Annotated in this window: 7 protein-coding genes; 1 reads left to right on the top strand and 6 read right to left on the bottom strand. The window is 50.7% G+C overall.

The features are described from left to right. Positions 1-253: 253 nt before the first annotated feature. Together COV46_00300 and COV46_00295 are read right to left on the bottom strand one after the other, a co-directional pair. The gene (locus tag COV46_00300) at positions 254-1,510 is read right to left on the bottom strand and encodes a hypothetical protein (GenBank protein PIR18384.1); all 1,257 of its coding nucleotides are present in this window, start codon (positions 1,508-1,510) and stop codon (positions 254-256) included. Positions 1,511-1,707: 197 nt separating this feature from the next. Beyond that, the gene (locus COV46_00295) at positions 1,708-3,420 is read right to left on the bottom strand and encodes a hypothetical protein (GenBank protein ID PIR18383.1); all 1,713 of its coding nucleotides are present in this window, start codon (positions 3,418-3,420) and stop codon (positions 1,708-1,710) included. 149 nt (positions 3,421-3,569) lie between these two features. Between COV46_00295 and COV46_00290 the strand changes: the two genes are divergently transcribed. After that, the gene (locus tag COV46_00290; GenBank protein ID PIR18382.1) at positions 3,570-4,082 is read left to right on the top strand and encodes a GTP-binding protein; all 513 of its coding nucleotides are present in this window, start codon (positions 3,570-3,572) and stop codon (positions 4,080-4,082) included. On the opposite strand, the gene COV46_00285 is transcribed toward COV46_00290, so the two are convergent. The 4 genes from COV46_00285 to COV46_00270 all read right to left on the bottom strand — a co-directional run bounded on the left by COV46_00285 (position 4,075) and on the right by COV46_00270 (position 9,086). Beyond that, positions 4,075-5,511: a hypothetical protein gene (locus COV46_00285; protein ID PIR18381.1), complete on the bottom strand. Its 1,437-nt coding sequence runs from the start codon at positions 5,509-5,511 to the stop codon at positions 4,075-4,077. The two genes, COV46_00290 and COV46_00285, sit on opposite strands and share 8 nt — an antisense overlap. Then, the gene (locus tag COV46_00280) at positions 5,165-7,510 is read right to left on the bottom strand and encodes a hypothetical protein (protein PIR18380.1); all 2,346 of its coding nucleotides are present in this window, start codon (positions 7,508-7,510) and stop codon (positions 5,165-5,167) included. Before COV46_00280 ends, COV46_00285 begins: the two co-directional genes overlap by 347 nt. A gap of 109 nt (positions 7,511-7,619) precedes the next feature. Beyond that, a complete protein-coding gene (locus COV46_00275) occupies positions 7,620-8,009 on the bottom strand; it encodes a hypothetical protein (protein PIR18379.1) in 390 nt (129 codons plus the stop codon). Between the two features lie 51 nt (positions 8,010-8,060). Beyond that, positions 8,061-9,086: a hypothetical protein gene (locus COV46_00270; protein ID PIR18378.1), complete on the bottom strand. Its 1,026-nt coding sequence runs from the start codon at positions 9,084-9,086 to the stop codon at positions 8,061-8,063. Positions 9,087-9,088 lie beyond the last annotated feature (2 nt).

The raw sequence follows: 9,088 nt of genomic DNA, 5'->3' as shown, positions 1-9,088 counted from the left end.
TCTCGCCCGACCTCCCTGCCAATATCTCCGATAGACTTGCCTGCTGCCTTCAATGCCCCTATCAAATCCCGCTCTCCAACCGTTAACTGCCTGTATCCCTTGTTCATGAACACATGGGTTATCACATCTACCCTCACTTTTCCAAGTGTTGCACTTACTTATTGAGCTGGGGAGTTCAGTAAACAGAAGTTAAGAGGATCATGAGATGGGGCACAGTATCGCTATCGCGAATTTTTCCATCTAGACCATGAATTCACTTAAGCAACCGGTCGATAACGAGGAATATTACCATTATCAAAAGGATGATGACGCCGGAATAGAGTGCGCGTTTGAGCGTGAAACCGCCGGGCCTTTTAAGGGTGCCCCACTGCCACCACGGCACGAACTGCCCCTGCTGTTCGACCGGAAGCTCTTCATCTCCGCCAAAAAGTCCTGCAAACATCCCTCCACCCCGCCGCTTTCTTTGCTTTGTAAACTCTCCACGATGCTGCCCGGAAGGAGTGCCTTTATCATAGGCTATCCCAAGCTCCTTTGCCACCATTGCCTCGACGGCCTCCGAACCAAACATCCCCTGCTTAGGTTTTCTACCTGTAATTATCTCGGACCCGATATCCGGCGGGAGTATCGAAAGATACCAGAGCCTTTCGGATTCGATCCCGTCTTTTATAGACTTCGCCGAAAGAGAGTCTCCTGGCACCAGCTTGCTGAGCAGACCGCCTAACTTCTGGTAAAGAACACCGAAGCGCGCGAACTTTTCGGTCTGGCCGCTGTTGTGTATTATATCGGATATCATCACCGCCTTGGCGTCCCCCTTCTTGACCATCCCGCGGTAGAGGAACTGCTGTATATCGGTAAGCTCAGCCGACTTTTTGGCGGTGCGGTGCATGAACTTGTCGAAGAACGAGCGCCACTGTTCAACGGTCTTGGCAAGAAAACTGGTCTTACCTTCTTTGCCGGCCTCTTCTATCTTCTTTGACTTTTCAAAACGTTCAATAAGCAGTTTTTCGAAATCCGAAAGCTGCCTCTCTTTCGACTTTGCCTCCGGCATCTTTTCATTCGCCACCATCTGACGAATGGCAAGGTAATTCTCGTACGTCTTTTCTTTCACCTCCTCGGCCTTCCCTTCTCTTATCCTGATATTCTTTTCTGACTTGTCCCGAACGCCCTCCCTATGAATATGCTTATCATCTCGGCCCTTGGCATCTTTTGCATCTCCCTTGCCTGTCTGCTCCCGGTTATCGTGGACCACCTTGTTGCTTCCGGGAAGACGAAAGGCCTGCATGGCCCCTTCGGCGCGCGACTGAAAGGCCTGAAGTATCTGGTTAAGACGAGGCGGCACCCTCAAAAAGCCGCTGTCGGAAAGGCGTGTGTCACCTCCCGCCCCCTTTTGGGTCTGTCCGGCCCGCGTTTGATCGACCGTGCTAAAAAGACTTCTATCTGCCTCCGTCCTATCGGCGGAAGAAGCATCTTTTTGCCCCCCTATCGCCCCCGGTTTTTTTTCGTCTGCCATAAATTGAACCCCCATCCTGCTAGGTCACAAGAATATATAACGAAGCGCGAACAAACAAGCTAGAATATAAACGAGCCTTGAAACGCTCCTGCCCCTCATATTTGAAAATTCTGTCCAGCATAGGGTCCTATGCTAGCATATTCTGTGACCTATTGGAAGAACGTTCAACGTGGCGGCCATGTCAGTGACGCTTCACTTCACTTACCGGCAGATCCATACATCTCCTGATATATCCAATATGAACGCATCACCCTTTTGACGTAATCATTGGTCTCTTTGTAGGGTATCTCTTCTACGAACTCTTCATCGGATATCGCGGCAACGCCTTCAGCCTTTAACTCTTCCCTTTCGCTGGCAAGCCATCTGTCCACCGCCTCTTCGCCGGCGTTATAGGCGGCGGCGGAATAGAAGAGATTGTTATTATAATGTTTGGTAAGAAAACCTAAGTAACCGACGCCGGCCTCTATGTTGTGACGCGGGACAAGGAGTTTTTCGACACTAAAACCCTGTTTCCCCAGCATTCGCTCTGCGGTAAAAGGCATCAGTTGCATGAGACCCACGGCCCCCGAAGAAGAAACCGCCTGTGGTTTAAAGACAGACTCTTCCCTCATAATCGACCACGCAAATATTGGTTCTACCTTGTGTCTTGTGGTCGCATCATTGATCAAATGCTTATAGGCCTTGGGATACGCCCCCTCAAGGACCCATTTCTGACCCTTTGTCGATGCGTCGTGACTAAAGCGGCCTCTGGCCAGCCTGTTCACAACGTCCCATGAGTCGTTCCTCTTGGCAAGGTTGTATGCCTCCTGCCAATTGACCATCTTCCTCTTATTTGCCGCAAAGTAGTCGGAGAGTTCCTGGCTCACAAGTTCGCCAAGCCCTAACTTATCCAACTCGTATGCTACTTCCAGACCTTCAATGTCGCCGTCGATATCGGAGACATCGTTGTTTTCGCCGTTCGTTGGCTCATCTTCATCGCCTAAGGAGATGGGGAAACAGGTGTTTAACTTCCTGGATGCAAGGATGCCATAATAACCGGATGGCTGGTGTGAAAGAATGTCCCCGTAAACGGACCTCGCCTCTGAAACCTTTCCTGCTTTTTCCAGAGAAACGCCGCGCCAGAAATTTGCCCTGTCCCTATACTTGTTAGAACCTTTCTTTTTCAAAACCGCAAATCTAGAGATCGCCTCTTTGTATTTACCGCTCTTATAGGCGCACCACGCCAGATACCAGCTTACCTGATCCTTTTGATAACGCGACGACAACCTTTGCAGGCGCTCGAAAGTTTCGCCGGCCTTTTCGTAATGTCCGCCGTCAAGATACAAGAACCCTATCTTAAAAAGGGCCTTGGTCCTTGTCTCCTTTGCCTTGGGGTAAAGCTCCATTACCTCCTCATGCACAAGAATTGCCTCGGCATATCTCTCCAGACGGGCAAGGGATGTGCCAAGGTATTCAAGTGAGCCGAGGCGGCATTGCTTATATTCGGAGGTCTTTTTAAAGAGCCCGGCCGCGACGTCAAAGCGTCTGCCTTTAAAATATGCCTTGGCAAGGTCATATTGATTCTCGGGTGTCTTTGGCATCCCCTCAAGGACCTTCATCCTCTTGGCGGTCTCGGTGGCGACATCCGTATAATTAAAACGCTCGCCACCTGTCTCTATCTTCATCAGCATGTTCGTGATATATTTTTGAAGCAGCGGATATTCGCCATCACACTCCTTTAGATATTTCCTGGCATCATTCAAGCTCCCTTCCCGGTAGGACGAATAACCAAGAACGAACAGTTTCTGACACGGGGCAAAGCTTTTCCACTTCTTGCCAAGCGCCTCTATCTCTCCAAAGATGGAAGAGACGCTCGCCTGTGCGTGAACGCTTAATATTAATAATATTATTATCAGAAGCGATTTTTTCATTTCAAAACCCGATCATCCTGTCTGCCCGCCTGCCTCTTGGCGGGAGCTTGCCGAAGAACGAATATTTCGTTCATGACTCGGCATGCTCACCATGAACGGATATTTCTTGACGATTGCACGATAGCTAAGGTAGCATTATCGCATTATATATGCAAGGCTCGGCTCCGGTCAAAATAATAGTCGGCGTCTTAACATCTGATAAGGACCTCAGGGACCATTCGACTCACCTATTGTCCGACAAGCTCGGAGAGATCGACTACGTTTCGCAGTGGTATTCGTTCAGCTCGAACATCTATTCCAACGAAATGGGTGAAAATCTCTTTCGCTCCTTTGTATCATTCAAAGACCTTATCCCGCCTGAACAGCTTTACAAGATAAAGGAGATGGCGATCAAGGTCGAGGAAAAGTTCAAGGTGAGCAACAGGAGGCTTGTTAACCTAGACCCCGGCTACATCGATCATTTCAAGATAGTCCTTGCCTCTAACAAGTTCGCCGCTCACCGCATAGCGATAGCCAAAGGGTGCTACGCAGACCTCCTCATGTACTACGCAAAGGGAAAATATAATCCCCTTCCGTGGTGTTATCCCGATCTTTCAGGCGGAACCCACGATAAAGACATGCTTGAGATAAGGCGGATATTCAAGGCAGACAGGTCTATTTAAAACTGATGCCGTTCAAGTTCGGCGGGCTCCACTCATAGACTATTCTCGGACGATCTTTTCCAGATTCTTTTTTGAGCAAATATCCTGCGACCAGCGGAAGACTGACCGACGGTTCAACGAAGGCCATCTGATGCGTGGCCTCCTTGCTCACCTTCCCCCAGCTTGTGGCCTCTGAAAGTGTGGAACCGGAGAGACCTCCCCAGTGAGGAACGTCGGTGGTTAATTGGATAGCGTAGCGGTGGCCGCCGGTATCCTTGTCAAAGATGTAGCTCATGACGACCGAGTCGTTTATAAAATTCTTTGGAACGCCACCGGCAATGTAAACAGCCGAGGTGCATTTGGATTTAACGACCACCTGGGTCAGTTCATAATTATCCTGTATGGAATCTATGGTAACGCCCTTGCGGCCTTCCTTGAGACATCTGTTGTAATGCTCGGTAAGGCCGATCCCTATGCTTGAATCATTAATTGCGGGGGCAAATATGGGAATACCGCATTTGCGGGCGGTAACCAATATCGACTGATCGTCATCCACCGTTTCAGAGAGGGCTTTCAAAAACATCCTGCTCGAATAATTCCCAGGCTTTAGGGAGTCCGCAAATTTGCCGATGCCACAATCGGTCTCCCAGAACTTTGATTCATCAACATAGGTGTCGTAGATGCGGTCGATGTATAGATCGCGAAGCTTCGTGTCGTCGGCGTCGGGGCTGCCGACATAATGCATGTAGCCCTTTGCCTGATAATAGTCCTGATACATTATCGCGCCGGTAGAAACTATGGCATCAACAAGATTGAAATCAATAAGGTCGCGGATGACCTTACGGAGGCCTGCGGCTATCAAAGGGCCCGCTAGGCCCAAAATGATCGTCGGGCGGTCCTTGTCGGTCGCCATCTTCTCCCAAACTTCGGCGCATTCGCCTATCCTTCTCGCCTGAATGGACGCGCCCCTGAAGGCCGTGACAAGGTCGTCGATCCCATTCACCGCGCAGAGATCGATGGGTTCAACCGGAGTTGAAAGCATCTCCCGTTTCTCTTTGTGTTGAGATGAAGTGAGCTTACAAAAGATACCGACATCCGTTATCTTATTTGGATCTGTTTTTTTTGTACGCCGCCGTTCCATACAAGGTAATGATAAAACAGAATATGCCGAATAAGGCAACAAAAACCGACCCGTTACCGGATTTTTCTCCGATGTCCGCACCGCATCCGCCGCTTGAGGAGGAAGATGTACACGTTCCGCTGGTGCAGGTCTGGCCGCTCTCGCAATCGTCGTCTGTCGTACAGCTTCTGACAACGCAGATATTGCTCTGGCATATTTTTCCATATTCGCAGTCAGAATCCGTGTCACAGGAGCCGGTCGTACCGTCCTCACTGGGGTTGTTGGGGGCACAGGTCGCGGCGGTAACGTTCGTAACAGAATCCGCCGCATTCAATTTGCCGTAGCCCCAGCTGTTATTGGGAACGGAACCGGTAAAGGAATCTGTATCGGCATATGTCTCAAGAAAGTTCTTGATCGTGGCCGCCTTTAGGCATCCGTTCTTATTGAGCATGAGCGCAACGGTCCCCGCAACGTGCGGCGATGCCATGGACGACCCTTGCATCTTGTAATGTGTGGTGTCGCCTTTCTGGCTGTCTGATGCCGAGACCGTGCTCGCCATCGTGGAAACGATAGGTTCTCCCGGCGCCGTCACCTCCGGCTTGGTCCTGTTATCTGCCGTGGGGCCGAGACTCGTGAACGTTGAAAGATCGTCCACGATGCTGTGTGTAAGACTTTTCTGATACTGTGTGCCGGCAAGGCTGGTCCACGCGTCACGTGCCATGTATGAACCGACGGCAACCACTTTGTTGGCGGTGGCCGGTATTGTCATTGTGTAATTGCTGTCACCGTTTACATATGTGTAACCCAAGGCATCGTTGGTGCCGTAGAGGTTAAAGGCATAGGTAAAGATATTATAGTAGACACTGTCATAGTATAGCCAGGCGTTGCCGGTGCAGGCGCCGGTGAATACAAGGTCGAACGAATACTGGCCAAGTATCGATGATGTGGACGCCGTGACCTTGGCTATGGCGTGCTGTTTTCCATTCAAGGCGTTCGGGGAGTCGGTGAAATTTACGTACATGCTCACAACGCCGTCGCCTACCGGCTCGCTCTGGTTGGAGCCGCCCGCCGAGATCGGAGTCATTTGATAAACAGGCGTACTCCCCTTATATGCGTTTATCCCGATGGTACAGCTACTACCGCTTGCGAGCCAGATATCGACGTATGTGCCGCCAAAGTATAAAACAGGGTCGTAACCGCTCTGATAACCGCCAAGGAACTCGTAGGCATAACCGCCGGAAGACTGGCTTATCGTGGCGTGGATGCCTGCATAGGTAGAGCTCTCAAGTATCCCGGCGTTCTCGTTCCCTGCGGCGTTGACTATCGCGCGTCCCTCTTTTTCGGTGGTGCCGCTCTCCGTTAAAAGGCCGTCGAGCGAGCTTTCAAAAAGCGATGTCCCATCGTGCGCACCGAGCGATGTGCCGATGGAAAGATTAACAACAGCAGGCATCTTTGGCGACTGGGCCTGGGCCTTTCTGAATATGTAATTGACGCCGTCGGCGACGCTGGTCGAGAGCGCCGTAAGATACGCATTATAGGTGCTCCCTTTGAGAGAAGGCTCGTTCAATTGCACGGAAATGATCTTGGAACTCGGCGCAACTCCTGTGTAAGTTGCGTTGGCACCTGCGGCAATGCCCGTAACGTGAGTTCCGTGGCCTGCCGAACTTGCATCGGGTGAGCTGGCGCAAGAGCCGTCGGTAAGCTCATCGCCCGTATATTCTTTTCCGTTGCTCCCTACTATCTCGGCAACACCGCCGCCGCCGTTGATGTTCTGGTCCCAGTAAGAAAGTATTTTTCCGGCAAAATCGGCGTGTTCGCAGTCTATTCCGGTATCGACAACACCGACGATGACACCGCTGCCATTAAAGGCGCCGCCTGTATAATCGGCCCCGCCGCCGGCCTGGACCTGATCGACCTTCGTAGGGATCCTTGCATAGTTCATCTTGGAATCCATTGGCTTTGCCGACTCTATATAGACCACCTCATCAAGGGCTCCTATCTTTTCAAGAGTATCAACGGGGATCGAGGCGGTCATTATGTCGCCTATTATCGACCTTACCGTGCCGCCTTCGTTCTCAAGAATACCCTTAACTATCGGCACAAAAGAAGGATCCGAAACCTTTATGAACCCGTCGGCCATAACGACGCCTTCCATGGACTTTACACCGAAGGCCTTCATTGTGGTTGCGGCCGCTTTAGGATTTGCCATCATCTCCTGAAAGAACGGATCGACCTTTGTCTCTGCGAACGCGACGCTCGAGGTTAAAGCCGCGAACAGAAAAAAACCTATTAACTTATTAACCTTTAAACCTTCTAACCGTTTTTTCATGTCGTCTCCGATTGCATGTCATTCCGAACGAAAAGCGAGGGATCCCGTTCGTGCAACTGTTCTAACTGGATCCTTCGCCTCCGGCTCAGGATGACCGTCTAGGTGGCGGTCATTTAATGATCCCGGGGCCTTTTTTTACGCCCACCTTTGGTGTAAGCCTCATCGCTCCTTCTATGTAGTCGACGAACTCGACCTTCGCCAATTCATCGATATGTTCCATCGGTATGCTTCCGGTAACGATAGAGCCCTTGTCCTTATAAGGAATGACGCTCCGATGCTTAAAACCTATGATATCAAAGATTATCTTTTCGGCCTTCTTCACAGGAACGGTCGTCCTTACCATCACTTCTGCTTCGGCCTTTACCGCCTTTTGCCACTCAAGAAAACTATCTCTGGCCACCATATCAAGCTTGTCCCAGCCGATGAACGGCGCCTTTTCCTTTGCAATGACGGAGATGCTCACCACCAGCGCAACCACGAGGAATATCATCTTTTTCATGCGCGATTTTATAGTCTATGAAAGTTGAAATTGCACGGGAAAAGTGGAAAACTAGCTTCTCCTTACCCATTTTCCGAAACCGGCCGCACCTGTAACGTCCTTTTCTGTATCGAATATGACTTCGCCCCTTAAAATGGTCTTTATTATCTTGCCCGTGAGTTGCTTTTCGTGAAATGGCGTCCACTTTGCCTTTGAGTGCATCTTGGCTGCGTCCACCTTCCACTTCTTCTTGGGGTCTATCAGGACGATATCGGCGTCACTCCCGACACTTAACGAACCTTTTTGCGGATATAGACCAAAACGTTTTGCGGCGGCGGTGCTCGTGATCTCGACAAGCCTTGCCAAGGTGATGCGCTTCTCCTTGAAACCCTCGGAGAAGATGAACGGAAGCATCAGCTCGACGCCCGGCATCCCGCCGTAATCTGTCCATGCGCTTCCTGTATCTTTTTCCGCCGGCTGGCACGGTGCGTGGTCGGTGGCGATGAAGTCTATCGTGCCATTTTCAAGACATTCCCACAGGCGTTCTCTGTCTTTCTTCTCCTTTACAACGGGGGCGGTCTTTATGAGCGAGCCGTACTTTTTGAAATCGCTGTGCGTAAAGGTTAGATAATGCGGGCAGGTTTCGGTTGAGATATCAAGGCCGCGCCCTTTCCATTCTTCGATGATATGCGCCCCGACGCCCGAGCCTAAGTGGACTATATGAAGCTTTACCTTCGTCTGGTTGGCAAGACCTATCGCAAGCGCCACCCCATCCTTTTCAGCGGGTTCGCGTCGTGAAAGATAGTATGAATGCATGTCATCCCCGTGGAAACGGGACAGTTTTGTCATTCCCTCAAAAACGGGAATCTCTGGTATATTTGCGAGATCCCCACTTTCGTGGAGATGACATTTCAATTCCTGCATCCGCTCATAAATCAGCTTGCCGTTCTCGGCGTGCACGCCGACAAGGGCCCCTATCTTACGCGCGTACTGCATGATCTGGCCCAGCTCTATAAAACTTGGCGCCCTGAACGAATCCATTCCGGATATCATGTATGTCTTGAAACCGACGACGCCCGCCTCCCAAAGTTCGTCCATTG

Source organism: Deltaproteobacteria bacterium CG11_big_fil_rev_8_21_14_0_20_49_13 (assembly GCA_002796305.1).
Classification (GTDB): Bacteria; UBA10199; UBA10199.
The sequence above is the reverse complement of the archived record's forward strand: the minus strand, read 5'-3'. Positions and strand labels throughout refer to the sequence as shown.

What these genes read in the sequence shown, in the direction of transcription:
- COV46_00300 (PIR18384.1), bottom strand. Translation starts at nt 1,510, where the DNA reads ATGGCAGACGAAAAAAAACCGGGGGCGATAGGGGGGCAAAAAGATGCT.
- COV46_00295 (PIR18383.1), bottom strand. Translation starts at nt 3,420, where the DNA reads ATGAAAAAATCGCTTCTGATAATAATATTATTAATATTAAGCGTTCAC.
- COV46_00290 (PIR18382.1), top strand. Translation starts at nt 3,570, where the DNA reads ATGCAAGGCTCGGCTCCGGTCAAAATAATAGTCGGCGTCTTAACATCT.
- COV46_00285 (PIR18381.1), bottom strand. Translation starts at nt 5,511, where the DNA reads ATGCGGCGGATTCTGTTACGAACGTTACCGCCGCGACCTGTGCCCCCA.
- COV46_00280 (PIR18380.1), bottom strand. Translation starts at nt 7,510, where the DNA reads ATGAAAAAACGGTTAGAAGGTTTAAAGGTTAATAAGTTAATAGGTTTT.
- COV46_00275 (PIR18379.1), bottom strand. Translation starts at nt 8,009, where the DNA reads ATGAAAAAGATGATATTCCTCGTGGTTGCGCTGGTGGTGAGCATCTCC.
- COV46_00270 (PIR18378.1), bottom strand. Translation starts at nt 9,086, where the DNA reads ATGGACGAACTTTGGGAGGCGGGCGTCGTCGGTTTCAAGACATACATG.